This is a genomic window from Halalkalibacterium halodurans (genome assembly GCF_004376175.1).
Taxonomy (GTDB): domain Bacteria; phylum Bacillota; class Bacilli; order Bacillales; family Bacillaceae_D; genus Halalkalibacterium; species Halalkalibacterium halodurans.
Map to the genome: position 1 here is coordinate 1 of NZ_SNUY01000178.1, position 562 is coordinate 562.

Sequence of the window (562 nt, forward strand, 5' to 3'; positions counted from 1 at the left end):
ATGATTCATAGGGAAGACCTCTTTTCTGTGAATTTAGTCGGCTAACTTTATTCTACAGAAAGGGTCTTCTTTTTTCTATGAACATCATTTAGTGCATTTCTATTTACACAAAATATTTTACACTCTCCCCTTGGTAATTTTTTGAGGAAGGAGGAAATCACTTTTTAGAGATTTAAAAGCATCAAAAAGGACTGAGCCAAAAAGGGATACATTTTATCCCTTTTTGGCTCAGCCCAGTCTCTTTATTCGTATTATGCTGATATCACACGGAATACACGATCCTTGAAAATAACTGTTGTTTGAGTTTCACTTTCTATTGCTCCCATATGATGCTGATGTTCTCCAGATGATGTTGGTGATGATGTGATTGCCCCCACCGTACACTCCTCCTGTTATTGGTTTCTACAAACGATTTTACGTGTTTCGTCTTTTTCGGAAGGTTCTCCGTCAAATGTTGGGGTGAAGGGCTACCGCGCTACGCTTGGTGGCCTTTTATTCGGTTGAAGGCTGGTACCAGCCTTCAACCGAATAAAACGTAATTTCTCGTTCGCCACAAAACAAC

1 protein-coding gene is annotated in these 562 nt (G+C 39.7%); it reads right to left on the reverse strand.

The window, feature by feature from the left end:
- Window positions 1-251: 251 nt before the first annotated feature.
- Entirely contained in the window at window positions 252-377 is a 126-nt protein-coding gene (locus E2L07_RS21600) for a hypothetical protein (protein ID WP_276399906.1), read from the reverse strand.
- Window positions 378-562 lie beyond the last annotated feature (185 nt).